The organism is Pseudomonas sp. FP1742 (genome assembly GCF_030687145.1).
GTDB classification, from domain to species: Bacteria; Pseudomonadota; Gammaproteobacteria; order Pseudomonadales; family Pseudomonadaceae; genus Aquipseudomonas; species Aquipseudomonas frederiksbergensis_D.
On sequence record NZ_CP117460.1, the window covers coordinates 5,135,924 to 5,162,333 of the forward strand.

The window sequence follows — 26,410 nt, forward strand, 5'->3', positions numbered from 1 at the left end:
TCGGGCACATATTTTATGTACACCAGCGACCCAATGTGGGAGCGGGCTTGCTCGCGAAGACGCCAGCCACCGCACCGCACATCCATGATCACTCCAACGCCCGAAGCCGCCCCTCGATAAACCGCCGCTCCGGCACCTGCTGCGTCAACTCCAGCGCCCGCTGATACGCCGCCCGCGCCTCTTCCACCCTCCCCAACTGCCGGCAAAACTCTGCCCGCGCCGAGTGTGCCAGGTGGTAATCCAGCAACTCGCCCCGGGCCAGAATCCCTTCGATCAACGTCAGCCCGGCCTGCGGCCCATCGCGTCTGGCCAGCGCCGCCGCGCGGTTGAGTTCGATCACCGGTGAGGGCACGACCCGCAGCAGCACGTCATACAGACCGACAATCTGCGGCCAGTCCGTTTCCGCCGCCGTGGGCGCTTCGGCATGCACCGCGGCAATCGCCGCTTGCAGGCAATATGGCCCGAAGCGTCGAGTCGCCAGTGCTCGCTCCACTAGCGCAATGCCTTCGCGCATCAGCTCGGCGTTCCACAACGAGCGGTCCTGTTCATCCAGCACAATCAGCTCACCGCTCAATGAGGTCCTGGCCGGGCGTCGGGACTCATGCAACAACATCAACGCCAGCAGCCCCATCACCTCGGGTTCGGGCAACAACTCCATCAACAACCGACCAAGACGAATCGCTTCGCGCGTCAGGTCTTCACGGGTCAGCTCGCTACCGACAGATGCCGAATACCCTTCGTTGAACACCAGATAAATCACCCGCAGCACGCTGTCGAGACGCTCGGGCAGTTCCGTCAGGGTGGGCACTTGGTAGGGGATTTTCGCGTCACGAATCTTCGCCTTGGCCCGCACGATGCGCTGGGCAATGGTGGCCGGCGCCGAGAGAAAGGCCCGGGCGATTTCTTCGGTGGTTAGGTCGCAGACTTCGCGCAGGGTCAACGGCACCTGCGCGTCCGCCGCCAATGCCGGGTGACAACAGGTGAAGATCAGGCGCAGGCGATCGTCTTCCACATCTTCATCACTCCAGTCAGCCTGCTCCAGCGCTTCCAGTTGAGCGATCAACATCGGCCGGGACGCGTTGAAACGCGTGCGCCGACGCAGCACATCGATGGCCTTGAAGCGCCCGGTGGACACCAGCCAGGTGCGTGGATTGTCCGGCACACCGTCGCGCTGCCAGCGCTCGACCGCGACGAAGAACGCTTCGTGCAGCGCCTCTTCGGCGAGGTCGAAATCGCCGAGCAAGCGGATCAGGGTCGCCAGAATCCGCCGCGAATCTTCGCGGTAAACCTGTTCGACTCGCGCCCGTACCGACTCGCCCGGCATCAGTCCGGCATGCCTTCAGTCACCAGCGTCTCTAGCCGATCGAGGCTTTGCCCCCAACCGTCATGAAAGCCCATGGCCTCGTGGGCCTGACGATCTTCTTCACTCCAGTGCATGGCGCGGGCGGTGTACAGGGTTTTGCCGTCCCGGTCCTCAAGCGTCACTTCGGCGGTCATGAAGGGTTTGCCGGAGGGAATCCAGCCGGGGACGAACGCATCGGTGAACACCAGACGTTCCGGGGCGACGATCTCCAGAAACACCCCCATCGTCGGGTATTCGCTGCCGTCCGGCGCCCGCATCAGGGTGCGAAACTGGCCGCCGACCCACAGGTCCATTTCGCATTCGGGAGTGGTCATGCCGTGGGGCCCCCACCATTGCGCGAGCAGCGCGGGCTCGGTCCAGGCGCGGAAGATTTTGCGGCGCGGCGCATCGATCAGGCGACTGATGGACAACTCGAATTCGGCCGGTTTTCGCTGGACGGATTGCGGACTCATGAAAGAACTCCTGTTGTGATTGTTATTCAGGGATTCAACTGGCGAACGGGACGCACCTCGACACAGCCAACCCGGGCCGCCGGAATGTTGCCGGCGACCTGGAGGGCTTCATTGAGGTCCTTGGCATCGATCAGGTAGAAGCCGGCCAATTGCTCCTTGGTTTCGGCGAACGGGCCGTCGGTGATGGACATTTTGCCATTGCGCATACGCACAGTGGTCGCGGTCTGCACCGACTCCAGCGCTTCGGCGGCGATCATCCGGCCGCTGCCCTGGATCGATTCGGCGTAGGCCATGCACTCGGCGTCATTGGGGCTTTCGGGCAGCGAGTGCAATTCGTGCTCGTTGCTGTAGACCAGGCATAAATACTTCATGGGGCTCTCCATTTCAGGGGTCTCCATCTCCTGGAGTTTTGCCCTGACCGAACGGATCAACTATGGCTGTAGATTGGCGCTTTGGCGCTGCTTTCCGATAAACAGCCGGACGATCAGGGTTCCAGGTTGAACAGCGCCGCGCCGCTCGTCATGTCGAACGGTGCCGACCAGTGTTCGTGGACGATCTGCCAGAGCCCTGCGTCCTGCCGATAGCAGGCGGTGACGCGCATCCAGCAGGCCTGGGTTTCACCCTTTTCATTGGTGCCGCCGCAATGCGCCAGCCAGTGCGCGAAAGCGATCTCCTGGGACGGCACGATATTGATTTCGTGGAACTCGAAAATGTGCGGGCCAGGGCACATCTCCATGCACTCCTGCCAATGCGCGCGGTAGGCCGCCTTGCCCTTGAATTGCAGGGCTTTGACGGCATCGAAGGAGACGATGTCGTCGGCGTACAGGGCCATGACCTTTTCCACGTCCTTGGTGATGACCGCCTGGCGATAGTTTTCGATCAAGTTATGGATGTGTGTCTGAGCATTCATGAGGGTTCTCCGTGTTCTTTTTGTTGAAGACACCTTTAGTCGTCTGGAGAAAAGCCAAATCGACAACCGAAATAAAAATAATCCATGGAGGCAAACTCGCTAGAATCCGAGGTTCAATTCCGTTGGAAAAAGGACACTCCAGTGACTGCCCGACTCGTGCCTTACGAAAGCCTGAACGACCTGCAGCGCCAACAGGTCGAGGCTATCGAAATCCACGCCGAACAAATCAGGTTCTCCGGCGACATTCACGGTGCATTGCACACCTTGCTGTCCAAACCCGGCCCTGGCGTCAAAGGCTTTGCCCTGCTGGCCGAAGAGGTTCCAGTAGCCTTCCTGTTGCTCAAGCGCCCGCCGGTGCTGCCGGCCTGGGCGAACGAACACAGCGCCACCCTGCACGCCCTGCAAGTCGATCACCGCGCCCAGGGCAAAGGTTATGGCAAAGCCTGCCTGCAAGCCCTGCCCGAGGTGGCGCGCCAGGCCTGGCCGGAAATCAAAGGGCTGGAGTTGTCGGTGGATGCGGACAATGAATCGGCCATCGCGCTGTATGCCAAATACGGTTTTGTCGACAGCGGCGAAGCGTACAAGGGCCGGATCGGTTACGAACGGCGGATGGGGCTGGTTTTCTGAGTTTCATAAGCAGCTGAACGATGGGCAGTTCGATGCCGAGACGTATGACCGGGAAGCGCCGGCGAGAGTGCGCGACAGTCTCTACTGACACGACGACGAACCACTGTGGGAGCGGGCTTGCTCGCGAAAGCGGTCTGTCAGACAACATTGATGTTGAATGTGATGGCCTCTTCGCGAGCAAGCCCGCTCCCACACTGGATCTGTGCTGTCCGCTGGCTACAGCGCCAACACCATCTCATGCCACGCCATCCCGCCATGGTCGGACGCCGAAGGCTTGATGTAGACAAACCCAAACCCGGCATACAGCGGGATATGCCGCTCTTTGCACATCAAGTGGATGCTGGCCTTGTTCAGTGCGCGCATGCGCTGGATGAACTCACCCATCAAGCGTTTCGCCAGGCCCTGACCTTGATAATCCGGATGCACCACCACCGACATGATCACCACGTGCGGGCCGGCGGGGTCGTGGCCGATCAGTTCCTTGAACGCCTCGTCCGACATTTCCACCTCGAACGCCGCACCGGAATTGACGAAACCGGCTACAACGCCATCCACTTCGGCAACGATGAAGCCCTCGGGCCAGGTGGCGATGCGGGTGGCGATTTTCTCGCGGGTGGCGGCTTCGTCGCCTTCGTAGGCAACGGTTTCGATGGCGTAGCAGCGGTCCAGGTCAGCGGGAATGACGTGGCGGATGACGGTGTTCATGGCAGCTCGGAATCGGCGGGGGAAAGGCTGGGATCATAAATTAATAAGGTGTTCATATCGATCACGACGAGTGCCGTAAAGCCTTCGTATAGGCACTTTCATTGCGCGTCGCCCGGGGCTATTTGTGTTGCCTGTCTCTAGTCACCATGAGGGGAACACACCATGAGCAGCGTCCAAATCGGTCTTCTTATGCTGTTGGGCATCAGCACGTTCGGCTTCGTTTCTTTGGCGATCGACCTGTTGCGGGCGCGACGGGTGAACAAGGGAAAATAGTGCCAGCAGGACATTCAGAGGCGGCCGGTTGAGCCGCCTCCTCAGATGTGATCAAGACTTGATCGGCAGCCAGATTTCCAGCACGCCGGTATTGAGCTTCGGGTTGAAGTCTTCGCTGTAGCGTTCGAACTCCGGGGCATCCGCGGCCTCGTGACCGGACTGCGGCAACCAGGTGTTCCAGATGTACTGAAAGGTCTGGGGCAAGGTATCCAGCGAGCCCTTGTGCTCGAACACCGCGTAATACTGGGGCTGAATCTCGACCCAGCGGTATTTCTCGGGCAGGTCGTCGAGCTTGCTGATCTCGACACCGGCGATGTATTCGAAACCGCCCTTGCCATCCGGGTTGCAGCAAACGCCGTAGGTCACTTCGCCCTTTTGCCCGGGAACATTGCCGATGTGGGGAACGAATTTATCCCAGAGCTCGGGAATCTTGCCGGCCGTCTCTTGGGTAAATCGCCCGCCAAGCCCCGCTATGAGCATGAAGTGCCCATTTTCGAAGCGTGGTTCTGCCGGTTCGACGCGTTTTTGCTCATCCATGACTCGACTCCTGGGAACGAAAAAGGTGGGTTCGGCAGGGAGTATAGAAGCCAAACCCGATTCGCCCAGTCAGAGCCCCGGAAGCTGCCCGGCGGTGGGTGCACCGATAAACTCGTTGTAACCCGATAGAATCACGTAGACCGCGAAATAGCAGAAGATCGCAGCCGATGCCATGTAGGAATAACGCAATAGTTTGTCACCGAGCAACTTGCCGCCATGGCTCGCCGCGAAGCACAGCGTGACGCACCAGAGAATTCCCGCGCAGAGAAATCCACCGAGAAACAACGCCGAGCTGAGGGTGCCGCCGCCACCGGAACGAGCAATCAGGGTGCCCCCCACCGCGGCGAACCAGAGAATCGCACTGGGCGACGACATGGCGAGGAAAATCCCCCGCAAGAACTCTTTGCGATGGGAGTTGAGGCCAACTTCGCCCGTCTCGGCCAACACGGCGTTGTGATAGATCGCCGAATGAATCATCTTCGCCGCGAAATACAGCAGCAACGCCGACCCGCCGATCCACAACACCCAGCGCACGGTTTCGTACTGCAGCAACACGGTCATGCCGGCCAGTGCCAGCACCGCGTAAATCAGGTCGCCGACACAGGTCCCCAGCCCCAGGGCAAAGCCCTGGAAATAGCCGCGCTGCATCGCCAGGGTGATCATCGCGATATTGGCCACGCCGATGTCCAGACACAGTGAAAGGCTAAGCAGGAAGCCACTGGTAAATTCCATCAAGCCGTTTCCTTCGGAAAAAATTGTTTACGTAGAGGCTGGACAGTTTGCCATAGCTGCACTTACATTCCGCCACAGGCCACCGCAGTGGCCAGCGTCGCTCGGACGGTTCCGGGCGCTTACGTCATCCGAGGCAACAATGGCAGACCAAGGTTCGCCGCGCCGCTTTGCGCGCATAGATCGACTCCCCCCTTACGTTTTCAACATCACTGCCGAGCTGAAGATGGCCGCCCGTCGTCGTGGCGAAGACATCATCGATTTGAGCATGGGCAACCCCGACGGCGCCACGCCGCCGCACATTGTCGAAAAACTGGTCACCGTCGCCCAACGCGAAGACACCCACGGCTACTCCACGTCCAAAGGGATTCCGCGCCTGCGCCGGGCGATTTCCAATTGGTACAAGGATCGCTACGAAGTCGACATCGACCCGGAAAACGAAGCCATCGTCACCATCGGCTCCAAGGAAGGCCTGGCGCACTTGATGCTGGCCACCCTCGACCAGGGCGACACCGTGCTGGTGCCGAACCCGAGCTACCCGATTCACATCTACGGTGCCGTGATTGCCGGCGCCCAGGTGCGGTCGGTGCCGCTGATCCCTGGCGTGGACTTCTTCGCCGAACTGGAACGGGCGATTCGCGGTTCGATCCCAAAACCGAAGATGATGATCCTGGGCTTTCCGTCCAACCCCACCGCCCAGTGCGTGGAGCTGGACTTCTTCGAGCGGGTGATCGCCCTCGCCAAACAGTACGACGTTCTGGTGGTGCACGACCTGGCCTACGCCGACATCGTCTACGACGGCTGGAAAGCTCCGTCGATCATGCAAGTGCCCGGCGCCAAGGACATCGCGGTGGAGTTTTTCACCCTGTCCAAGAGCTACAACATGGCGGGCTGGCGCATCGGTTTCATGGTCGGCAACCCGGAACTGGTCAGCGCCCTGGCGCGGATCAAGAGTTACCACGACTACGGCACCTTCACCCCGTTGCAGGTCGCGGCCATCGCGGCACTGGAAGGCGATCAGCAGTGCGTCAAAGACATTGCCGAGCAATATCGGCAGCGGCGCAACGTGCTGGTCAAAGGCCTGCATGAATTGGGCTGGATGGTCGAAAACCCGAAAGCGTCGATGTACGTCTGGGCCAAGATTCCCGAGGCATACGCACACCTGGGTTCGCTGGAGTTCGCCAAGAAACTGCTGGCCGAGGCCAAGGTCTGCGTCTCGCCGGGCGTCGGGTTTGGCGAGTATGGGGATGATCATGTGCGCTTCGCGCTGATCGAAAACCAGGACCGGATCCGTCAGGCCGTGCGCGGGATTCGCGGGATGTTCCGGGCGGATGGGCTAGTAACCAAAACCAACGCCTGACACAAATAACTGTGGGAGCGGGCTTGCTCGCGAAAGGGACGTAACATTCAAAGTAGTAGTTGAATGTCAGTCCGCTTTCGCGAGCAAGCCCGCTCCCACATTTGGTTTTGCGGTGTGTTTAGACGAACAACGACAACAGCAGGATAAAGCCCAGGCCCACCACGGACAGGATGGTTTCCATCGCGGTCCAGGTCTTGAAGGTTTCCGCCACGGTCATGTTGAAGTACTGCTTCACCAGCCAGAAACCGGCATCGTTGACGTGGGACAGGATCAACGAACCGGCACCGGTGGCCAGCACCAGCAGCTCACGGTTCACACCCGGAATCATCCCCACCACCGGCACTACGATACCCGCGCCGGTAATCGTCGCCACGGTTGCCGAACCGGTCGCGATGCGGATCACCGCGGCTACCAGCCAGGCCAGCAGGATCGGCGAGATCTGAGCCGCCACTGCCATGTGACCGATCACATCACCTACACCGCTAGTCACCAGCATCTGCTTGAAGCCACCACCGGCACCGATGATCAGGATGATCGCGGCAGTCGGTGCAAGGCTCGAGTCCAGCCATTTGAGCATCTGTTGCGAACCGATGCCCTGCTTGTAGCCGAAGGTGTACAGCGACAGCAGCAACGCCAGCAAGAGGGCCGAGATCGGGTGACCGACCAGGTCCATGAAGGTGCGGAAGAAGTTGCCGTCCGGCAGCACCACATCGGCAAAGGTCTTGAGCAGCATCAGGAACACCGGCGACAGCACAGTGACCAAGGTAATGCCGAAGCTCGGCAGATCGGCGGAATCCGACTCGCGCGCCAGTTGGTCCACCAGCTCCTGGTTCGGATGACCGGGAATGTACTTGGCAATGAACGTACCGTAGATCGGACCGGCGATGATGGCCGTCGGCAGCGCAACGATCAGGCCGTAGAGAATGGTTTTACCAATGTCGGCACCGAACACGCCGATCGCCAGCAACGGACCCGGGTGCGGAGGAACCAGACCGTGCACGGCGGACAGACCGGCCAGCAGCGGGATACCGATCTTGATGATCGACACGCCGGTACGACGGGCGACGATGAACACCAGCGGAATCAGCAGCACGAAACCGATTTCGAAGAACAGCGGGATGCCGACCAGGAAGGCCGCGAACATCATGGCCCACTGCACCTTGTCCTTGCCGAAGGCTCGAATCAGGGTCTGGGCGATCTGGTCCGCCCCGCCCGACTCGGCCATCATTTTGCCCAGCATGGTGCCCAACGCCAGGATGATCCCGACGAAACCGAGAACGCCACCGAAACCGTCCTGGAACGCCTTGATGATGGTGCCGATCGGCATGCCGGAGGTCAGCCCGAGGAACGCAGCGGCGATGATCAATGCAATGAACGGGTGAAACTTGAATTTGGTGATCAGGAAAATCAAGCCGATCACCGTGACCACTGCATCGAGCAGCAGAAACGTCTCGTGGGACATGCCAAACATGGGGGGTGTCTCCTGTTTGTTGTTGTTATTAAAGCAATTAATCAAAAGCCGTCAGGACAGCGCTATCTCTTGGAGCAAAACTCAACTGGCGAGTTTCAAGCCGTGATCGAGCCACCAACGGTGGGCCTGAGCGGCCAATTCGTCGACGCTGTAACTTGAAGCATCCAGAGCCAGGGTCAGGGGCTCACCCACGGGCGATTCAAGGGTGGCGAACTGGCTGTCGATCAAGGTCGACGGCATGAAGTGGCCCGGCCGGTGAGACACGCGATCGGCGGCGACTTCAGGGCTCAGCTCAAGGAACACAAAGCCCAGGCCCGGCAAGGCACTGCGCAAGCGTTCGCGGTAACTGTGTTTGAGGGCCGAACAGGTCAGCACCGGGCGTTCGCCACGGGCATCGACGCGGCGCAGTTCATCGCACAGGCTGTCGAGCCAGCCGGCACGGTCTTCGTCATTAAGGGGGATACCCGCGCTCATCTTTTCGATATTGGCGGCAGGGTGGAAAGTGTCGCCTTCAATGGCGGTTGCGCCGCTGAGCTGGCACAGGGCCTGGCTGACGCACGTCTTGCCGCAACCGGCAACGCCCATGATGACCAGGGCGGTGATGGGATGATTCATGTAACACCTCAGCGCGCAGACAGCGCTACCTTTGCCAAGTAAAACTCTAGTGCAAAAGCAGATGTTGCCGACGCCTTCTTGTCATTTTTGTGGGTTGCAGCATGTTCGTTCCCGATGCCGAAAAGCGAGGATCAGGCAAACCCCGCTCACGCATTTGCAGCTGCATCGAGACAGCGCTACCTTAGTGCCTTGAATTTTGTTTGGCAAGCCGTCCGATGAATACCCCTAAAAACGATAAAAATACACGCACCACTGGCCGTCCTACCCTCAACGAAGTCGCACGCCTGGCCGGTGTCAGCCCGATTACCGCCTCCCGCGCCCTGCGTGGCGTCAGCACGGTGGCCACCGAACTGGTGGAAAAAGTCCAGAAGGCGGCCCTCGAGTTGAACTATGTGGTCAACCCCGCCGCACGCGCGCTGGCCTCGGCCCAGAGCCATTCCGTCGTGGTGTTGGTGCCCTCGTTGTCCAACCTGCTGTTCATCGACACGCTGGAAGCCATTCATCAGGTTTTGCGACCAAAGGGCTTCGAAGTGCTGATCGGTAACTTCCATTACTCGCGCGACGAAGAAGAAAACCTGCTGCGCAACTACATGGCTTATCAGCCGCGCGGCTTGCTGCTGACCGGTTTCGACCGTACCGAAAGTTCGCGGCGGATGATCGAGGCCAGCAACATCCCCTGCGTCTACATGATGGAACTGGACAGCGCGGCCGGGCTCAATTGCGTCGGCTTTTCGCAACTGGCCGCCGGCGAAACGGCGGCCGAGCATTTGCTGTCACGCGGTCGCAAACGCCTGGCTTATATCGGAGCGCAACTGGATCAGCGCACGTTGCTGCGGGGCGAAGGTTTCCGTCGTGCGCTGCAAAAGGCCGGTTTATACGATCCTGACCTGGAAGTGCTGACCCCGCGCCCCTCCTCCGTCGGTTTGGGCGGTGAGCTGTTTCTGCAACTGCTGGCCAGTCATCCGGACCTCGATGCGATCTTCTTCGGCAACGACGACCTGGCCCAGGGCGCATTGCTCGAAGCCTTGCGCTGCGGGATCAAGATCCCCGAACAGGTGGCGATCCTCGGCTTCAACGACCTGCCCATGTCCGAACACATGGTACCGCGCCTGAGTAGCATCAATACGCCGCGAGAGGCCATTGGCCGTCGCTCGGCGGAACTGATGCTGACCTTGATGGCCGGCAACTCGGTGGCCAAACCGGTGCAAGACATGGGGTTTGAGTTGAAGGTGCGCGAGAGTACCTGATACGCAATCATCCCTTTGCTCGTGCTAGATTCCCGACACCTGTAACAGCAAACGGAGAAGCTCAATGGGACATGCGCTGAAGATTTTGGGTAGGGCCTCGTCAATCAACGTCAGAAAGGTCCTGTGGGCCTGCGACGAATTGGGTGTTTCCTACGAACGGGAAGACTGGGGCAGCGGTTTTGCCTCAACCCAGAGTCCAGAGTTTCTCCAGCTCAACCCCAACGCACAGGTGCCGGTGCTGATCGACGAAACCGGCGTGCTGTGGGAGTCCAACACCATCTGCCGCTATCTGGCGGGCAAATACCAAAACACCGACCTGTTGCCCATCGAGCCGGCGGCGCGTGCGCGCGTGGAACAGTGGATGGACTGGCAAGCCACCGAACTCAATCCGTCCTGGGGCTATGCCTTTTTTGCGCTGGTGCGGCAATTGCCGAACTTCCAGGACCCGCAGCGGATCGCGGATGGCGTTCGCGGCTGGAACGCGAAAATGGGCATCCTCGAACAGCAACTCGCGGCGACGGGCGCGTATGTCGCCGGACCTCGCTTCACCCTGGCCGATATCCTCATCGGCTTGTCGGTCAATCGCTGGCGCATGACGCCGATGGAGCGCCCGGATTACCCCGCCGTCGAAGCCTATTGCCAACGACTGGCGTTGCGGCCGGGGTTCATGGAACACGCCTGTAATGGTGTGCCTTGATTTTCGCCTGAACGACTTACCTGGCCTCTTCTCTGAATGGGCGGTCGACCTCCGCCGCCCGATGGCAACAGCTAACCGCTGGCTCGCTCTGCAAATTAAGAAGAGGTACTGGCAAGACATTAATTCTCCTGCCACCAGTCAACAATCACCCAAAAACTTTCCCCCTTCCCGCGACCGTTCATCAGAAAGACGCTCAACCTGTCAAATATGATAGTAGCCGGACTTCCGATACGATTTGTTTAATAAGACTTGTGAACACATTCGTGTTCACTGTTTTTATCACGTTGAACAGGAGTTCATCATGAAGACGAATCAATTTGTCGGTAAATGCAGTGGTAAGTCTCAATACAACGGTAATCCGGTAGGTACAGAATTCTTCACAGAAGAGATTCAATTTGCCATGAACTTCTACGCCGCTCAGAAGGGGCAAGATTTCGTTCAAATCTTCTATGGCCAAAGCCTCGAAGCGGGCGATCATGAGCTGAAGGTAGGACCAGAGGAAGAGGCGAAACTAGAGTACAAAGTTGGAAATATAATTCACCGTCCACAAGGGACGGTGAAGGTAATGGTGAGTAGCGATCTGGATAAACAAGTTGGAACATTCGACGCCTCCTACCTTGACGGTATTGGTCGTCCCATCCTCTTCAAAGGAGAATTTGAAGGTCAGTATTTCCTCAAATAATAGTGACCACAGACGTTTCGAAGAAAGGGTCCTTATAGGACTCTTTCTTGGGATACGACAACTGATCTGTAAAATTGATCGTTCCCACGCTCCTGCGGTGGGAATGCCGCCAGGGACGCTCCGCGTTCCGCTTTTGAATGTTTAATGGATGTGTCTGAACGCAGACCTTTCCCACGCATCTTTCAAGTTGTCCGTCGGAAGCGGGCTCTCTAGTCTTTGGCTGTCGCTGAAAACTCAGCGATCGGGTGTGAGAACCCGGTAGCCCTGTTAATCCAACATCAGTACCACCATAATTGCCGCCAGCTTACCGCTGCGTGCAATGCTCTATGGCGGCTGTGTGCGGGCGGACTTCGGTCCGGCCGGGTTTGGGGTACGACCGGTTTCTCACTCCGCACATAGCTGCCACCCCTTCATCGCGTGAGAAACGATAAGTGGTGGCTCCAATTGATTTGGTACCCCTAATGAATAAAAAAATCGTTCCCGATCCTCCCTTCAATACCACCACCCCCAACGCCGAAGCCTCGCGCGCCGAAGAATTACTCAAAGACCGCGAAGCCATCAAACGCGCCCTCGACTACTACCTCGATCCCCCGGCGCCCTACACCGAAAAACCTCGTCGCCCCAGCACCATGTTCATGGTCGCCCCGAATATGGATACCGAAAGCCTCCTGGCCCACGCCTGTGAATCGTTGGCCACAGCGAGTGTCCTGGCCAGCGACTTCGCCAACGACCTGACCGGCCCGCAGCGCTACACGGCGCTGGCGATTCAACAGAGCATCATGCTGGCGGAACTGGCGGTTAACCGGGCGCTGGATAACGTCGACCCGGCATAGCTTTCAGGTACACCACAATGGGGGAGATTCCATGTCGCGGGGCAACCCTGCGACATGAAATCCCACAGGAATTGTGTGAGCACCGAAGATCCAGTATGGGCGCGGGCTTACCCGCGATAGCTATGTTATCCGATACCGCTGAACTACAAACTCGAACTCACCTTCGTGGCCACCTCCCCCGGCACCCAGGCCTTCCACACCTGCGGCTGATCGCGCAAGAACGCTTCGGCGACCTGACGCGGCGGCTGGCGTTTTTCGCTCATCTGCCCGAGGGTCTGGTTCAGCAGATCGATCGGCAAGTCGACCTTTTCAAAAAACGCCACCAGGTCCGGGTACTGCGCCTTGAACGGTGCCGACACCCCGATGGCCAGGCTGGCCGGCATCGAACGGGTGCCCTTGGGGTTCGGATTGTTGGCATCGGCCAGGGTCTTCCAGGCTTGCGCGTCGAACGGCGGCTCTTCGAGTTTCACCAATTTGAAGCGGCCCAACAGGGGCGTCGGCGACCAGTAGTAGAACAGCACCGGTTTGCCACGGCGGATCGATGAAGCCACCTCGGCGTCCAGCGCCGCGCCGGAACCGGTGCGGAAGTTGACGTAGCTGCTGGTCAGGTCGTAGGCCTTGAGTTTCTGGCTGTTGACGATCTCCGACGTCCAGCCGCTCGGGCTGTTGAGGAAGCGTCCGCGGCTTGGGTCTTCCGGGTCGCGAAACACGTCCTTATAGCGCGCCAGATCAGCGACGGATTTCAGCTCCGGCGCCAAGGGTTTAATACCGCGTTCCGGGTCGCCCTTGATCACGTATTCCGGCACCCACCAGCCTTCAGTTGCGCCTTTGACCGTGTCACCCAAACCGAACACTTTGCCCTCCGATGCCGCCTTGACCCAGGCCGGACTGCGCCCCGCCCACTCTTCGCCGATCACCTGAATATCGTTCTTCGCCAATGCTGCTTCGAGGCTGACGGTACTGCCCGGCAAAGTGTCGGTCGGGTAGCCATAGCCCTTCTCGACGATCAGCCGCAGGATCTCGGTGATCAGGCTGCCACTTTCCCAGGTGATGTCGCCGAAATGGATGGGGGTGGTTTTTTCAGCGGCGGGAACATAGCCAGCCACAAGGCTCAGGGCCAGCAGGGAACTGCCGAGCAGGGTTTTGATCGATCTCATGCGGACCTCTGGATCAGGAATGTGCGGTTCAAGGGTTCGTTGGCGCTGTGCTGCGCGCACAGTGCCTGGGAGCGGGTCATGTAGACGCTGACCGAACGCAGGGAAATGCCCAGTTCGGCGGCGATTTGTGGGTAGGTCAGGCCGTCGATTCGCGACAACAGGAACGTCGCCCTGACCTTGCCAGGCAGGCGGTCGAGGGTTCGATCCAGGCGCTTCAGGGTCTGGGAAAACTGCGCCAGGTCTTCAGGCGATGGCCCACCGACCGAGTCAACCGGCTGTAACTGGTCGAGGTGCTGGCGCTCCAGATCCCGGCGGCGCCACAGCTGATAAATCAACCGACGGGCGATGGTGGAGAGTAAGGCGCGGGGTTCGCGAATCCGCGTCAGGCCTGGCGACGCGAGCAATTGCACGAAGGTTTCGGCGGCAATGTCTTCGACACTGGGACTGGCTCCCAGATATCGGCGCAGACGTGCGCACAGCCAAGTGTAGTGGGCGCGGAACAATCCGCCCACGTCGTTGCGATGGGAAACGTCGGCGCCGGACATAGGGGCTCCTTGGGTGAGGGGTCGCTGAATGTCCGGTGATCCGGTGGCGCGATCCTAGCAAGGAGCCTTATTCGTTAAAAATACTTAAAATGAATTTTTATATTCCATAAGTGAATTTACATGAATGGCGCCTGATACATTGCTATCGCGGGCAAGCCTCATCGCAACCGCCCATACCCCAGCGCTTCGGCCTCCCGCTGATAATCGAGAATAATCTGATAGTCGCTTTCGCTGGTGGGCAGCACTTCTTGCAGGCCCAACGTCTCGGCGACGTCGGGCAGTTCCTTCAACGTCTGATTCATCACCTGTCGAAGCTGTTCAGCCTGCTCATCAGTGGTGCCAGCGGCCGCAATGTACGGCAACGTCGGACTGAACGCGGTGCGCGCCAATACTCGCAGGCCCGCGACTTCTGCCTGGGCATGCTGCGCCAGATAGGCGAAAGTCACGCTGTCGATGGCGGCCAGGTCCGCCAGATCCTCACGCAGCCAACGCAGGCTTTCTCGGTGGCTGCCGCTGATGGCGACACGAGTAAAAAACTGCCCGTCGCGGTGCAACGGCGCCAGTCGGTGACGCAACAGGTTCATGCCACTGTTGGAGTCTTCGCCGTTGATCACGCCGCGACTGCCGCGCAAGGCCGACAAGGTTCTTCGAGGATCATCGGCGCGCGTCAGCAACAGGCTGCAATGGTTGCCGCCGCTGCTGTCCGGAAGTTCATAACGAGGACGACCGATGACCCGGACGCGACCGCGCAGGGTGGTCATAAAAGGGTAGCCGCAGGTCTGGGTCAGCAGCAGGCGGGGGGACAGCCAAAGGTCCATCAGCGACAGCCCTTGGGTATCGAGGCGAGCGCTGCCGAGGCGTTCGACGATCTGCTGCAGCCAACGCTCGTTGGCCTGTCGGATGGGTTCAGGGGCGATGTACATCAGTAATTCAGCGTGGTGTTGAGTCATCAAAACCCTCCAGGCAACAAATAACCCTGTGGGAGCGGGCTTGCTCGCGAAAGCGGTGTATCAGGCGACATCAATGTTGACTGATATGGCCCCTTCGCGAGCAAGCCCGCTCCCACAGGGGAATTCATTCGCAATCAGTGAAACGGATGCCGCGGACTGTCAATTGCCTTGATCCCATGCTGACGCACCAACCGGCCATAGCCCTGCACCAGAAACCCGCCACTGCGCGCCAGCCATTGCGCGCGACCGCGCAGGGTGGTCATAAAAGGGTAGCCGCAGGTCTGGGTCAGCAGCAGGCGGGGGGACAGCCAAAGGTCCATCAGCGACAGCCCTTGGGCATCGAGGCGAGCGCTGCCGAGGTGTTCGACGATCTGCTGCAGCCAACGCTCGTTGGCCTGTCGGATCGGCTCGGGGGCGATGTACATCAGTAATTCAGCGTGGTGTTGAGTCATCAAAACCCTCCAGGCAACAAGTCACCCTGTGGGAGCGGGCTTGCTCGCGAAGGCGGTGTGTCATGCAACATCAATGTTGACTGATATGGCCCCTTCGCGAGCAAGCCCGCTCCCACAGGGGAATTCATTCGCAATCAGTGAAACGGATGCCGCGGACTGTCAATTGCCTTGATCCCATGCTGACGCACCAACCGGCCATAGCCCTGCACCAGAAACCCGCCACTGCGCGCCAGCCATTGCGCGCGACGCGCACGATAGGCTCGCGGCAGGTCGTACCAGGGCAGGCCCGGCAAATCGTGATGCACCAGATGCAGGTTGAGGTTCAGAAACAGCCAGCGCCACGGCCACCCCGCCTCATTGATCACGGTGCGTTGCTCGGGCTGCGTGTGGGGACGGTGTTCATAGTAGGAGCGAATCATCGCAATCGACAGCGCCGGCACGCTGATCAGCAACAGGTAATGCCAGACCGGCAACACGCTGTAGCGCGCGATGAACGCCAGCATCAGCAGCGTCAGCGCACCGTGACTCAGCCACATCAACCAGGCTTGGCGCTCCCGCGTTTTCAGGCGTTGCAGTTCCTCCCGGGCCAGTGCCAGCAAGGCCAGTGGCGCACCGAGGATGAAGCGACCGAATACGGTTTTGTTCAGCCAGTGCAGACTTTGCTCGAACAGCGAACGGCGCTGCCATTGTTCAGCGCTCAGGTAACGGCTTTCCGGGTCGCGACCGGGAATGGTCAAGTCTTCGTCGCGGTGATGCAGCAGGTGGCTGTCACGGTACAGGGTGTAGGGATACCAGACCGCGAACGGCGCATAGCCGAGGACTTTATTCAGGGTTGCCCAACGGGTGGGATGACCGTGCAGCAATTCGTGCTGTACCGACAACCACAACACCAGCAGTGGAGTCAGCAATAACGTGCTGCACCAAAGCCCCAACCGGGCACTGCCCAGGACAAGGCTGAACCAACCGGCATACACACCGATCAACAGCAACCAGGTGGGCCACTCGGTGCGAGCGGTCAGGCGTTGGCGCAGGGATTCGATTTCTTCACGGTGGGCAGCATCGAAGTAATGGGGCATGGCTTTGCTCAGAACGGGAACCAGTTCCCCTCTGTGCAACCGCGCCGGGATTTCTTGCAGATCGTTTGGTTATTTCGATAGACGTAAAAAAACGGAGCCCGAAGGCTCGAGCTCCGTTGACGCGGGATCAGTGGCCGAACACACCCACTTTCTTGGCCTTCTTGTCCGCACGTTTTTCATCGGCGGTTTTCGCCGGTTTCTTCTTTGCCGCTTTCTTTGAATCCATGCCTTTGGCCATGATACAAACTCCACTCATACGGGATGTGAGATCAGGTATACACCTATCCCCGCGTCCGTGTTCTTTTATAATCGCCCGTTTTGCGCACCGACAGCCCAGCCCATGCCCAATACCCAGTACACCTTGCTCGACGAGCCGCTATGGCCGCTGATGAACAAGTTTTACCGCGCCCACCAATCGTCGATGAAAGCGGTGCGCGATGCTCAATTGTGGGTCGCAAAACGTGAAGAGATCATCGCCGCACTGTGTTTGCGGCCCGTGGCCGGCGGGCATTGGCTGACCGGGTTGTTTGTCGACCCGAGCTGTCGCGAGCAAGGGATTGCCGCAACGTTGATCGCCCACGCGGTCAAGCACCTCGAAGCGCCCGTCTGGTTGTTCTGCCATCCGGATTTGCGTGGCTTTTATGAGCGTCGCGGTTTTACCTTCGACCCGCCCCTGCCCTATGCGATGGCTGAACGGTTGAGCCGTTATGCGCGCAGCAAGCCGATGATTGCGATGGGACTGGAACCGCACACCCTCTGAAACGACACAATCCCTGTGGGAGCGGGCTTGCCCGCGAAGAAGCCAGCACATCCGATATCAGTGTGGTCAGGCAGATTGCATTCGCGGGCAAGCCCGCTCCCACATTGGTTTTGCGGTGGATTCAAGGGCGGTATCAGTCGTCCGCTGCCGGATCGAGGTCCGGAAACATCACCTCGGTAAACCCGAACTTGCTGAAATCGGTGATGCGCGAAGGGTACAGTCGGCCGATCAGATGATCACATTCATGCTGCACCACGCGCGCATGAAATCCCGAGGCAATGCGCACGATCGGCTCGCCCTTGGGATCGACACCTTCATAGCGGATCTGCTGATAGCGATCCACCGCGCCGCGCAAACCCGGCACCGACAGGCAGCCTTCGAAACCCTCTTCCAGGGTCGGGCTCAAGGGCGTGATCAGCGGATTGATCAGAATCGTCTGCGGCACTGCTTCGGCGTCGGGATAGCGCTCACTGTGCTCGAAACCGAAGATCACCAATTGCAGGTCGACACCGATCTGCGGTGCGGCCAGACCGACCCCGCCGACGCTTTCCATGGTCTGGAACATGTCGTCGATCAGTTGCCACAATTCGGGGCTGTCGAACATTTCCGCCGGCACCGGCGGAGCGATGCGCAACAGGCGTTCATCGCCCATTTTCAGAATTTCACGGATCATTTTATGACTTCGTCAGTGGTCGGCTTGATTGAGTGATCTCGTCCCAGCCCCGAAACATGGTGCTTGGGTTCTTCGGGCACCTTTTCGCCAGGTTTCTTGCCTTCGGACGACATATGCTCGATCACCGCGTTCATCTCCGCACCGAGCAGCAGCACCGCGGCAGAAATATAGAAGTACAGCAACAACACGATGATCGCGCCGATACTGCCATACATGGCGTTGTAGTTGGCGAAGGTTTTGACGTACAGACCGAAGCCCAGCGAGGCGATGATCCAGACCACCACGGACAACACCGCACCCGGGGTGATGAAGCGAAACTCTTGTTTGACGTCTGGCATCACGTAGTAAATCAGTGCCACCGCCATCATCAACAGAATCACGATCACCGGCCAGCGCGCGATAGTCCAGACAGTCACGATGAAATCTTCAAGGCCCACTTGCGAAGCAATCCAGGCCATCACCTGCGGCCCGAGCACCATCAACGCAGCGGCGGCCAGCAGCATGCCGGCGATGCCGATGGTGTAGAAAATCGACAATGGAAAACGCTTCCAGACCGGACGACCTTCAACCACGTCGTACGCGGCGTTCATCGCGCTCATCATCAGCCGCACACCGGCAGACGCGGTCCACAGGGCGATCACGATACCCACCGACAGCAAACCGCCCTTGGATTGCTGCAGCTGGTCGATCACCGGGTTGACCTGCTCCAGCGCCTGGGGCGGCAGCACCAGTTCCGATTGCAGGCGCAGCCAGGAGAAGAAGTCCGGCAAGTGCAGAAAACCGATCAGGGCGATCAGGAACAAAATGAAAGGGAACAGCGAGAACAGCATCTGATAGGCCAGCGCCGAGGCATAGGTCGACATTTCGTCGTCGACGAACTCAGTGACCGTGCGCATCATCACGCGATGCAGGGGCAGACCTTTCATGGTCGGAAAAAACATTCGCGTCTCCTTTCGCCGCAAAAAGGTTGAAGTCATGGCGACTCAGGGGCCGTTTTTCTACAACAAAGTAGCCTACTTGGCGACTTTGAAACAATTTCCTTGCTCAAGTTCAAGCTGACACAAAAACGGCCATCCGCGGATGGCCGTTTCTATTACTCCTCAAAGGCCGGATCACGCCTTGTCGATACCTTTTTTAAGAGCATCCTTGACCTTACCGATCGCTTGCTGGGCTTCGCCTTTCTGTTCCTGCCTGACGCCTTCGGCGCGCATTTTGTCATTACCGGTGGCCTTGCCGACGCCTTGCTTGACGTTGCCGACCGCTTCGTTTGCCATGCCTTTAACTTTATCGCCAGTGCTGCTCATGATGTGTCTCCTGAGAACATTTCAACGGGGAAAGTCGTTACATAAGGATGGACCGGGAGCCTTTGAGCGGAGTTTCATTTATTTCCCAACAGAACATTTCATCGCGCAAGGCAGGTTAGGCTTTATGTTTGCAGGCTTTGCCCCGAGAATGCGCAACGTATTCAGGCCATGGCGCTGAAGATCCAATCCCGTAGGAACGTTATGAAACTCGATAAAAAGCAGGCCATTGCCCGCAGAAACCAGGAACTTGGTGGTGCTGTGCTTGGCGTCAACAACTGCCATTTCACCGAATTGAACCGTAACCGCAACATCTTCTGGTTCGATATTCCGGTTGCGCGCCTGGCCGTTGGTCAGTACGAATGGATTCACTTGCTGATGCACACCCCGGACACCGACGAACTGCTGCACCTGAAAGTGCCGACGGTATTCCTGCGCGAGAAGCTTGAAGGCCTGGTGGTGCGTAACCAGGGTAAACGCAAGGCTGCATTGAGCCTGGAACTGAGCGCCGACAAGGACTCCTACCTGCAAGACATGCGCCCGGCGGGCACCAACGTCAATTTCGCGCAGTTCCGCCAGTAACAGCAAAAGCCAAAAGCTTCGCGAGCAAGCCCGCTCCCACATTTAACCGAGTTCTGCCAGAAAGAATGCGATCAAATGTGGGAGCGGGCTTGCTCGCGAAGGCGGCCTGACAGGCGCTGCAAATAGCCCGACCAGATACAAAAAGCCCCGCATCCGCGGGGCTTTTGTTTGGCTAGGCGCCTACTTTCTTCAGGCCCAGTTTCTTCAGTTCTTCGTCGCGCAACTCGCGGCGCAGGATCTTGCCGACATTGGTGGTCGGCAACGCGTCGCGGAACTCCACCGCTTTAGGCACCTTGTAACCGGTGACGTTGGCGCGCATGTGCTCCATCACCTGTTCCTTGGTCAGGGTCACGCCTGGTTTGGCGACGATGAAAATCTTGATCGCCTCCCCTGACTTTTCGTCCGGCACACCAATGGCCGCGCATTGCAGCACGCCCGGCAGGGTCGCCAGCACGTCTTCCAGTTCATTGGGGTACACGTTGAAACCGGAGACCAGGATCATGTCTTTCTTGCGATCGACAATGCGCATGTAGCCATCGGGCTGGATCAGCGCGATATCACCGGTCTTCAACCAACCTTCGCTGTCGAGCATTTCATCGGTGGCTTCCTGACGCTGCCAGTAGCCCTTCATGACTTGCGGACCTTTCACACACAGTTCACCGATGGCGCCCAACGGCTGTTCAACACCAGCATCGTCGATGACTTTGCACCGGGTCGACGGCACCGGGATACCGATGGTGCCGATCTGGATGTTCTGGATCGGGTTCACCGTGGCCACCGGGCTGGTTTCGGTCATGCCGTAACCTTCGCAAATCGGGCAACCGGTAACCGCTTTCCAGCGCTCGGCCGCCGCCAGCTGCAAGGCCATGCCACCGGACAGAGTGACTTTCAGGTTCGAGAAATCCAGCTTGCGGAACGCTTCGTTGTTGCACAACGCAACGAACAGCGTATTCAAACCAACGAAACCGCTGAACTTCCACTTCGACAATTCCTTGACCATCGCCGGCAGATCGCGCGGGTTGCTGATCAGGATGTTGTGGTTGCCGATCAGCATCATCGCCATGCAATGAAAGGTGAAGGCATAGATGTGGTACAGCGGCAGCGGCGTGATCAGGATCTCGCAACCTTCGTTGAGGTTGGAGCCCATCAGCGCTTTGCACTGCAGCATGTTGGCCACCAGGTTGCGGTGGGTCAGCATCGCGCCCTTGGCCACGCCGGTGGTGCCGCCGGTGTATTGCAGCACGGCAACGTCGCTGCTGGCCGGGTTGGCTTCCGCCACTGGCTGGCCATGCCCCTTGCTCAGCACGTCGTTGAATTTGATGGCCTTGGGCAAGTGATAGGCCGGGACCATCTTCTTCACGTACTTGATGACGCTGTTGATCAGCAGACGCTTGAGCGGCGGCAGCAGGTCGGCCACTTCAGTGACGATCACGTGCTTGACGCCGGTTTTCGGCACCACGGTCTGGGCCAGGTGCGCCATGTTGGCCAGGCAGACCAGGGCTTTGGCACCGGAGTCGTTGAATTGGTGTTCCATTTCCCGCGCGGTGTACAGCGGGTTGGTGTTGACCACGATCAGCCCGGCGCGGATGGCGCCGAAAACAGCGACCGGGTACTGCAACACGTTGGGCAATTGCACGGCGATTCGATCGCCTGGCTGCAAATCGGTATGCTGTTGCAGGTAAGCGGCAAAGGCACCGGACAATTCGTACAGTTCACCGTAAGTGATTGTCTTGCCCAGGTTGCTGAATGCCGGTTTGTCAGCGAAGCGTTGGCAGGATTGCTTCAACACTGCCTGAATATTCGGGTACTCGTCTGGATTGATCTCGGCAGCAATTCCAGCTGGGTACTTATCCTTCCAAAAGTCTTCGATCATGGAAGCCCACTCCTCAGCAACGCGAATTCAACACCGCATTTGATGCGATTATTATTGGTGTGTTTTATAGGTGAATCTGGCTTTACACAGGCCGAGAAGTCACAAAGCGCGCCGAGAGTAGCAGCTTTGCCAAGGGCCGACTAGAGCCTAAATCAGCCTCTACAGTCACTTTAATGACTCAAGACAAACAAGCAGTCATTTTAGAGCAAAAAACCTATACAACCCTGAAAGCCGCTGAAATCGGGGCTTTCATCCTCTAAAAGGATCGCGGGCAAGCCCGCTCCCGCAAGGTCACCACTGTTCCTTGTGGGAGCGGGCTTGCCCGCGATGCGCGAAGCGCGATCTCTGACGATTACGCGATATCCCGCAACTCCCGCCGCAGAATCTTGCCCACCGGCGTCATCGGCAACGACTCACGCAACACAATGTGCTTGGGTACTTTGTACGCCGTGAAGTTTTCCTTGCAGTAAGCCTTCAGCTCTTCAAGGCTGACCCCCGATTCACGGGCCACCACAAACAACTTCACCGCCTCCCCTGACCGCTCGTCCGGCACGCCGATCACCGCGCAGTTGGCGACTTTCGGATGAGCCATCACCACGTCTTCGATCTCGTTCGGGTACACGTTAAAGCCAGAGACGATGATCATGTCCTTCTTGCGATCGACGATACGCACGAAACCGTCCGGGTCGATCACTGCGATGTCACCCGACTTGAACCAGCCGTCGGCGTCCAGCACTTCGGCGGTGGCTTCGGGTTTGAGCCAGTAGCCCTTCATGATCTGCGGGCCCTTGATGCACAGTTCGCCACGTTCACCCAGCGGCTGCTCGACGCCTTCATCATTGATCACTTTCAGGGTCGTACCCGGCACAGGCAGGCCGACCGTACCGATGCGCGACTGGTCGCCGTAGGGGTTGGTGCAGGCCACCGGCGAGGTTTCGGTCAGGCCGTAACCTTCGGTGATGCGGCAGCCGGTGAGCTGTTCCCAACGCTCGGCGGTGGCCTTGACCAGCGCCGTGCCGCCGGAGTTGGTGAGTTTGAGGCTGGAGCAATCCAGGGTCTTGAAGTCGGGATGGTCCATCAGCGCGACGAACAGCGTGTTGAGCCCCAGCAGCGCCGAGAACCGCCAGTTCTTCAACTCCTTGATGAAGGCGCCAATGTCTCGTGGATTGGTGATCAACACGTTGTGGTTGCCGGTCACCATCATGCACATGCAGTTCGCCGTGAAGGCATAGATGTGGTACAGCGGCAGCGGCGCGATCATCACTTCCTGCCCTTCGCGCAGCAGCGGCTGACCGTCGGCCCCCAGCTGACTGAGGCATGCCCGTGCCTGCTGCATGTTCGCCACCAGGTTGCCGTGGGTCAGCATCGCGCCCTTGGCCAACCCGGTGGTGCCGCCGGTGTATTGCAGCACGGCGATGTCGTCGAGGCCGACGTTCAGCGGCTTGATGCCCAGGCCCCGGCCCAGACGTAGCGCGCTCTTGAAGGAAATGGCCTGCGGCAGTGAATAAGCCGGAACCATCTTCTTCACCTTGCTCACCACGGTATTGATCAGCCAGCCCTTGGCGCTGGGCATCAGGTCGCCCATCTTCGCTTCGATCAGGTACTGGATGTCGGTGTCGGGCAGCACTTCCTGAACCTTCTGTCCGAATACGTTCAGGTACACCAGCGCCCGGGCACCGGAATCCTTGAACTGATGACGCATCTCCCGCGCGGTGTACAGCGGGTTGGTGTTGACCACGATCAGCCCGGCGCGCAAGGCGCCGAACACGGCAATCGGATAATGCAGGACGTTGGGCATCTGCACCGCGATGCGATCCCCCGGCACCAGGTCGGTATGGGCTTGCAGGTAACCGGCGAACGCCGCGCTGTAGCGTTCCAGCTCGGCATAGGTCAGGGTCACACCCATGTTGCTGAACGCCGGACGGTCGGCAAATTTCTTGCAGGAACGCTCGAACACCTCGAGCACCGACTTATAGGCCCCAAGGTCGATATCCAGGGGCACGCCGGCCGGGCGTTTGTCATTCCAGAAATCAGGTTGCATTGTTCTTGTCCTCTTTACCTGAATCTATCCGGGGCCGCTCTTCGGTCCTTTCTCTCTCATTCCTTAAAAAGCAGAAAGCAAAAAGCGGGGCTTCCCGGACACTAGCAGCTATAACGAATCAGGCAAATATGCTCACGACCCTCATAGATCCCGTGAATCTTGCTGCCCCGGCGAGGCCTGATCAGACGGCGCACCCGGGATGCGCTATACAATGCAACGAGTTGTTTCCCACCCGCCAGCCACATACAGCCCTCCAGCAAAGGAATCGCCATGATCCACGACACTTTCTGGCTGACCGCGACCGACCACAGCCGCCTCTTTGTCAATCAGTGGCTGCCGGCGGCTCCGTTGAAAGCGGTGATCCTGCTGGCCCATGGCATGGCGGAACACAGCGGTCGCTACGCCCGTCTGGCAGAAAAGTTCTGCGAACAGGACTACGGCGTTTACGCACCGGACCTGCGTGGACATGGCAAAACCGCTGAAAACGGCACGCTGGGTCACTTCGCCGACGACGATGGCTGGTGCAAAGTGGTCAGCGACCTGGCCTGCCTCAACCAACACATCGGCCAACAGCATCCCGGCGTGCCGATCGTGTTGCTGGGGCACAGCATGGGCAGCTACATCGCCCAGGCCTACTTGCTGCACCACAGCGCCAGCCTGCACGGGGCGATTCTCAGCGGCTCGAACTTCCAGCCCGTGGCGCTCTATCGCGTGGCGCGACAGATTGCACGTCTTGAACGCCTGCGCCAGGGCCCCAAGGGTCGCAGCGCACTGATCGAATGGCTGTCGTTCGGCTCGTTCAACAAGAAATTCAAACCGGCGCGCACCTCGTTCGACTGGTTGAGCCGCGACCCGGCTGAAGTCGACAAGTACGCCAATGACCCGCTCTGCGGCTTTCGCTGCACCAATCAGTTATGGATCGATTTACTCGGCGGCTTGCAGCAAATCAGCAAAGCGTCCAATCTCGCCCAGATCGATCCGGGCCTGCCGCTGCTGGTGATTGGCGGCGAATGTGATCCGGTGAGCGAAGGCAAACGTCTGAAAGATCTGGCCCACGCCCTGCGCGATGCTGGATGCCAGAACCTGCACTTGAATATTTACCCGCAGGCCCGGCACGAACTGTTCAATGAAAGCAATCGCGATGAGGTGACTGCCGACGTGCTGAACTGGATCGCCCAGGCCTTGAGCAACCGCCGGCCACCCAGAGCCGAATAGTTTTTTGTGGATTCATTTAATTCGTCACAGGAATCGAGACAGATGACCCAGGTTACCAACACCCCTTACGAAGCCCTCGAAGTCGGCCAGACCGCCAGCTATAGCAAGACCGTCGAAGAGCGCGACATTCAGTTGTTCGCCGCGATGTCCGGCGACCACAACCCGGTGCACCTGGACGCCGAGTTCGCCGCCGCCTCCATGTTCAAGGAGCGTATCGCCCACGGCATGTTCAGCGGCGCGTTGATCAGCGCGGCGGTGGCCTGCGAGTTGCCTGGGCCGGGGACGATCTATATCGGTCAGCAGATGAGCTTTCAGAAGCCGGTGAAGATTGGCGACACGCTGACTGTGCGCCTGGAGATTCTCGAGAAACTGCCGAAATTCCGTGTGCGCATCGCCACTCGAGTGTTCAACCAGCGCGATGAGTTGGTTGTGGATGGCGAAGCGGAGATTCTGGCGCCGCGCAAGCAACAGACCGTGACGTTGCCGACGTTGCCGGCGATCAGCATCGGCTGATTCATCACTTCCTTGTGATGAGAGGCCTTCCCTGTGGCGAGGGGGCTTGCCCCCGTTCGACTGCGAAGCAGTCGTAAAACCTGCTACCGCGTTTAATCAGGTCAAATGCGGCGCCTGTTTCAGGGGCGCTGCGCACCCCAACGGGGGCAAGCCCCCTCGCCACATAGGAGACCCACAGGCTGGGTACAAAAAAAACGCCAGACTGGCTGGCGTTTTTGTTGGGTAACGAACGCTTACGAGCGTGCGCGAGCCTGGTTGCGCAGGGCTTTCACCTGATCGTGGTTGCGTTGCACGCCGTGGTATTGGCGTTCAACGATGTCACGAATGCCCACCAGGTTGTACTTGTTGATTTTTTCCAATGCCTCCTTGTAAGCCTTCTTCGCATGGTCTTCACCGCGCTCGGCTTCGTTCAGCACCGCCTCTTCATCCTTGCCGGTGAACATTGACTTCACATCCACCCAACGACGGTGCAGATCGCCGCTGACACTGGTGGAGGTTTCCGGATCACCGCCCAGGGAACGCACAGTGGCCTGCAGTTCGGCAGCGGCACTGGCGCAATCGGCGGAGCGTTGAATGAACAGGTTTTTCAGTTCTGGATTCTTGATGTCTTCAGCGCAAGTCTTGAACCCTTCCTGACCGTCTTTACTGGTTTCAATCAGGTCATTGAGTACAGAGATCGCTTCTTTGTTGATGTCGGTCATTTTTCAATTCCTTGCGGTTGATGAAAGATGCAATCAATCGTTGCACCCTGCATGCCAGCTTTGAATTGAA

At 58.9% G+C, this 26,410-nt stretch carries 29 protein-coding genes and 3 pseudogenes; 11 read left to right on the forward strand and 21 right to left on the reverse strand.

Translation table 11 applies throughout. From position 1 onward, the window contains the following. Nucleotides 1-88 precede the first annotated feature (88 nt). From PSH64_RS23230 to PSH64_RS23245, 4 genes are all read right to left on the reverse strand, one after another. On the reverse strand, nucleotides 89-1,324 hold the full coding sequence (locus tag PSH64_RS23230; protein WP_305478843.1) for an RNA polymerase sigma factor: 1,236 nt from the start codon (nucleotides 1,322-1,324) through the stop codon (nucleotides 89-91). Then, nucleotides 1,324-1,815, reverse strand: a complete 492-nt coding sequence (locus PSH64_RS23235; protein WP_305478844.1) for an SRPBCC family protein — start codon at nucleotides 1,813-1,815, stop codon at nucleotides 1,324-1,326. The genes PSH64_RS23230 and PSH64_RS23235 overlap by 1 nt, the downstream gene beginning before the upstream one ends. Nucleotides 1,816-1,841: 26 nt before the next feature. Beyond that, nucleotides 1,842-2,186, reverse strand: a complete 345-nt coding sequence (locus PSH64_RS23240; RefSeq protein ID WP_064616415.1) for a YciI family protein — start codon at nucleotides 2,184-2,186, stop codon at nucleotides 1,842-1,844. A 113-nt stretch (nucleotides 2,187-2,299) separates the two neighbouring features. Beyond that, entirely contained in the window at nucleotides 2,300-2,725 is a 426-nt protein-coding gene (locus PSH64_RS23245) for a nuclear transport factor 2 family protein (protein WP_305478845.1), read from the reverse strand. Nucleotides 2,726-2,866: 141 nt separating this feature from the next. Between PSH64_RS23245 and PSH64_RS23250 the strand changes: the two genes are divergently transcribed. Together PSH64_RS23250 and PSH64_RS23255 are read left to right on the forward strand one after the other, a co-directional pair. Then, complete coding sequence (locus PSH64_RS23250) at nucleotides 2,867-3,352, forward strand: N-acetyltransferase (RefSeq protein ID WP_105346459.1); 486 nt, start codon at nucleotides 2,867-2,869, stop codon at nucleotides 3,350-3,352. 1 nt (nucleotide 3,353) lies between these two features. After that, nucleotides 3,354-3,440 (forward strand): annotated as a pseudogene (locus PSH64_RS23255) (pyridoxamine 5'-phosphate oxidase family protein); the annotation flags it as partial. Between the two features lie 128 nt (nucleotides 3,441-3,568). On the opposite strand, the gene PSH64_RS23260 reads toward PSH64_RS23255, so the two are convergent. The 3 genes from PSH64_RS23260 to PSH64_RS23270 all read right to left on the reverse strand — a co-directional run bounded on the left by PSH64_RS23260 (nucleotide 3,569) and on the right by PSH64_RS23270 (nucleotide 5,599). Continuing rightward, nucleotides 3,569-4,057 (reverse strand): GNAT family N-acetyltransferase, encoded by a 489-nt coding sequence (locus PSH64_RS23260; protein ID WP_305478846.1) that lies wholly within the window; start codon nucleotides 4,055-4,057, stop codon nucleotides 3,569-3,571. A gap of 324 nt (nucleotides 4,058-4,381) precedes the next feature. After that, nucleotides 4,382-4,867: a GyrI-like domain-containing protein gene (locus PSH64_RS23265; protein ID WP_018926435.1), complete on the reverse strand. Its 486-nt coding sequence runs from the start codon at nucleotides 4,865-4,867 to the stop codon at nucleotides 4,382-4,384. A 69-nt stretch (nucleotides 4,868-4,936) separates the two neighbouring features. Beyond that, on the reverse strand, nucleotides 4,937-5,599 hold the full coding sequence (locus PSH64_RS23270) for a LysE family translocator (RefSeq protein ID WP_305478849.1): 663 nt from the start codon (nucleotides 5,597-5,599) through the stop codon (nucleotides 4,937-4,939). Between the two features lie 139 nt (nucleotides 5,600-5,738). Between PSH64_RS23270 and alaC the strand changes: the two genes are divergently transcribed. Then, the gene (gene alaC / locus PSH64_RS23275) at nucleotides 5,739-6,956 is read left to right on the forward strand and encodes an alanine transaminase (RefSeq protein ID WP_105346467.1); all 1,218 of its coding nucleotides are present in this window, start codon (nucleotides 5,739-5,741) and stop codon (nucleotides 6,954-6,956) included. Nucleotides 6,957-7,074: 118 nt separating this feature from the next. On the opposite strand, the gene PSH64_RS23280 is transcribed toward alaC, so the two are convergent. Both PSH64_RS23280 and PSH64_RS23285 read right to left on the reverse strand, forming a co-directional pair. Then, entirely contained in the window at nucleotides 7,075-8,427 is a 1,353-nt protein-coding gene (locus tag PSH64_RS23280) for a GntP family permease (RefSeq protein WP_105346470.1), read from the reverse strand. An 81-nt stretch (nucleotides 8,428-8,508) separates the two neighbouring features. Then, on the reverse strand, nucleotides 8,509-9,042 hold the full coding sequence (locus tag PSH64_RS23285) for a gluconokinase (protein ID WP_305478850.1): 534 nt from the start codon (nucleotides 9,040-9,042) through the stop codon (nucleotides 8,509-8,511). Nucleotides 9,043-9,257: 215 nt separating this feature from the next. On the opposite strand from PSH64_RS23285, the gene PSH64_RS23290 reads away from it, so the two are divergent. The 4 genes from PSH64_RS23290 (at nucleotide 9,258) to PSH64_RS23305 (ending at nucleotide 12,501) form a co-directional block, all read left to right on the forward strand. Further along, nucleotides 9,258-10,289: a LacI family DNA-binding transcriptional regulator gene (locus tag PSH64_RS23290; RefSeq protein WP_105346473.1), complete on the forward strand. Its 1,032-nt coding sequence runs from the start codon at nucleotides 9,258-9,260 to the stop codon at nucleotides 10,287-10,289. 64 nt (nucleotides 10,290-10,353) lie between these two features. Then, nucleotides 10,354-10,986, forward strand: coding sequence for a glutathione S-transferase family protein (locus PSH64_RS23295; RefSeq protein WP_105346476.1), 633 nt, complete (start codon nucleotides 10,354-10,356; stop codon nucleotides 10,984-10,986). A 301-nt stretch (nucleotides 10,987-11,287) separates the two neighbouring features. Beyond that, a complete protein-coding gene (locus PSH64_RS23300; protein WP_105346479.1) occupies nucleotides 11,288-11,668 on the forward strand; it encodes a hypothetical protein in 381 nt (126 codons plus the stop codon). A gap of 461 nt (nucleotides 11,669-12,129) precedes the next feature. Further along, the gene (locus PSH64_RS23305) at nucleotides 12,130-12,501 is read left to right on the forward strand and encodes a DUF6124 family protein (protein ID WP_305478853.1); all 372 of its coding nucleotides are present in this window, start codon (nucleotides 12,130-12,132) and stop codon (nucleotides 12,499-12,501) included. Nucleotides 12,502-12,644: 143 nt separating this feature from the next. Here the strand turns inward: PSH64_RS23305 and PSH64_RS23310 are convergent, their stop codons facing one another. The 6 genes and pseudogenes from PSH64_RS23310 to PSH64_RS23335 form a co-directional block, all read right to left on the reverse strand. Continuing rightward, entirely contained in the window at nucleotides 12,645-13,658 is a 1,014-nt protein-coding gene (locus PSH64_RS23310) for an ABC transporter substrate-binding protein (RefSeq protein WP_305478854.1), read from the reverse strand. Beyond that, nucleotides 13,655-14,203: a sigma-70 family RNA polymerase sigma factor gene (locus tag PSH64_RS23315; protein ID WP_305478855.1), complete on the reverse strand. Its 549-nt coding sequence runs from the start codon at nucleotides 14,201-14,203 to the stop codon at nucleotides 13,655-13,657. The genes PSH64_RS23310 and PSH64_RS23315 overlap by 4 nt, the downstream gene beginning before the upstream one ends. Nucleotides 14,204-14,361: 158 nt before the next feature. Next, nucleotides 14,362-15,153, reverse strand: coding sequence for a phosphate/phosphite/phosphonate ABC transporter substrate-binding protein (locus PSH64_RS23320; protein ID WP_305478856.1), 792 nt, complete (start codon nucleotides 15,151-15,153; stop codon nucleotides 14,362-14,364). A gap of 134 nt (nucleotides 15,154-15,287) precedes the next feature. After that, a pseudogene (locus PSH64_RS23325) lies at nucleotides 15,288-15,398 on the reverse strand (fatty acid desaturase); the annotation flags it as partial. Beyond that, nucleotides 15,378-15,605: pseudogene (locus PSH64_RS23330) on the reverse strand (phosphate ABC transporter substrate-binding protein); the annotation flags it as partial. The pseudogenes PSH64_RS23330 and PSH64_RS23325, both read right to left, overlap by 21 nt. Nucleotides 15,606-15,739: 134 nt before the next feature. Then, nucleotides 15,740-16,681, reverse strand: coding sequence for a fatty acid desaturase (locus PSH64_RS23335; RefSeq protein WP_305478857.1), 942 nt, complete (start codon nucleotides 16,679-16,681; stop codon nucleotides 15,740-15,742). Between the two features lie 340 nt (nucleotides 16,682-17,021). Between PSH64_RS23335 and PSH64_RS23340 the strand changes: the two genes are divergently transcribed. Continuing rightward, nucleotides 17,022-17,441: a GNAT family N-acetyltransferase gene (locus PSH64_RS23340; protein ID WP_305478858.1), complete on the forward strand. Its 420-nt coding sequence runs from the start codon at nucleotides 17,022-17,024 to the stop codon at nucleotides 17,439-17,441. 133 nt (nucleotides 17,442-17,574) lie between these two features. Here the strand turns inward: PSH64_RS23340 and def are convergent, their stop codons facing one another. The 3 genes from def to PSH64_RS23355 form a co-directional block, all read right to left on the reverse strand. Continuing rightward, entirely contained in the window at nucleotides 17,575-18,114 is a 540-nt protein-coding gene (def, locus tag PSH64_RS23345; protein WP_105346498.1) for a peptide deformylase, read from the reverse strand. Next, nucleotides 18,111-19,055: a YihY/virulence factor BrkB family protein gene (locus PSH64_RS23350; RefSeq protein ID WP_105346500.1), complete on the reverse strand. Its 945-nt coding sequence runs from the start codon at nucleotides 19,053-19,055 to the stop codon at nucleotides 18,111-18,113. The genes def and PSH64_RS23350 overlap by 4 nt, the downstream gene beginning before the upstream one ends. 171 nt (nucleotides 19,056-19,226) lie before the next feature. Then, nucleotides 19,227-19,418, reverse strand: a complete 192-nt coding sequence (locus PSH64_RS23355; protein ID WP_018926453.1) for a CsbD family protein — start codon at nucleotides 19,416-19,418, stop codon at nucleotides 19,227-19,229. Nucleotides 19,419-19,619: 201 nt separating this feature from the next. Between PSH64_RS23355 and PSH64_RS23360 the strand changes: the two genes are divergently transcribed. Further along, complete coding sequence (locus tag PSH64_RS23360) at nucleotides 19,620-19,997, forward strand: hypothetical protein (RefSeq protein WP_008069134.1); 378 nt, start codon at nucleotides 19,620-19,622, stop codon at nucleotides 19,995-19,997. A gap of 172 nt (nucleotides 19,998-20,169) precedes the next feature. Here the strand turns inward: PSH64_RS23360 and fadD1 are convergent, their stop codons facing one another. Together fadD1 and fadD2 are read right to left on the reverse strand one after the other, a co-directional pair. Next, on the reverse strand, nucleotides 20,170-21,870 hold the full coding sequence (gene fadD1 / locus PSH64_RS23365) for a long-chain-fatty-acid--CoA ligase FadD1 (protein WP_105346506.1): 1,701 nt from the start codon (nucleotides 21,868-21,870) through the stop codon (nucleotides 20,170-20,172). 352 nt (nucleotides 21,871-22,222) lie between these two features. Beyond that, nucleotides 22,223-23,911 carry a long-chain-fatty-acid--CoA ligase FadD2 gene (fadD2, locus tag PSH64_RS23370; RefSeq protein ID WP_305478859.1) on the reverse strand — a complete coding sequence of 563 codons (1,689 nt, stop codon included), beginning with the start codon at nucleotides 23,909-23,911 and terminating at the stop codon, nucleotides 22,223-22,225. Nucleotides 23,912-24,181: 270 nt separating this feature from the next. On the opposite strand from fadD2, the gene PSH64_RS23375 reads away from it, so the two are divergent. Further along, nucleotides 24,182-25,126 (forward strand): alpha/beta hydrolase, encoded by a 945-nt coding sequence (locus PSH64_RS23375; protein WP_305478860.1) that lies wholly within the window; start codon nucleotides 24,182-24,184, stop codon nucleotides 25,124-25,126. A 42-nt stretch (nucleotides 25,127-25,168) separates the two neighbouring features. Next, nucleotides 25,169-25,639: a MaoC family dehydratase gene (locus PSH64_RS23380; RefSeq protein WP_071553717.1), complete on the forward strand. Its 471-nt coding sequence runs from the start codon at nucleotides 25,169-25,171 to the stop codon at nucleotides 25,637-25,639. Between the two features lie 233 nt (nucleotides 25,640-25,872). Here the strand turns inward: PSH64_RS23380 and PSH64_RS23385 are convergent, their stop codons facing one another. Beyond that, nucleotides 25,873-26,340, reverse strand: a complete 468-nt coding sequence (locus PSH64_RS23385; protein WP_105346513.1) for a PA2169 family four-helix-bundle protein — start codon at nucleotides 26,338-26,340, stop codon at nucleotides 25,873-25,875. Between the last annotated feature and the right edge of the window lie 70 nt (nucleotides 26,341-26,410).